Here is a 290-nt window from a genome sequence, read left to right on the forward strand (position 1 = left end):
TCAAGAGGTCAGATGCCTTATTCTTTGGCAGTCCTGCATATTTCGCCACAAAGTCCGCCATCTTTATCGTGAGCGCGCGATCGATCATGCGTTCGAACTTGACGAGGGGTGCCGGGTCAATGGCAGTGCCAAGAGTTCGTTGTGCCACGTCAATGAATTGAGCGGTGGCCGCGTTAGCACTCAACGCCGTAGGTGCCCACTCACGTAGCAAATATTCGCGTAGTACGTGTATTCTGTCACCGAGTTCAGTAGGCAATTCTTCAGAGTACTGAATAACTCGGCTGTTGATC

At 51.4% G+C, this 290-nt stretch carries 1 protein-coding gene; it reads right to left on the bottom strand.

Annotated elements, in window-relative coordinates; genetic code table 11:
• Nucleotides 1-256, bottom strand: a 256-nt coding sequence (locus AC1RPR_RS08725; RefSeq protein ID WP_481763558.1) for a hypothetical protein, incomplete at its 3' end; no start/stop codon positions are given.
• Nucleotides 257-290: the final 34 nt, after the last annotated feature.

This window comes from Dellaglioa sp. CoH-57-MRSF-22 (assembly GCF_056781895.1).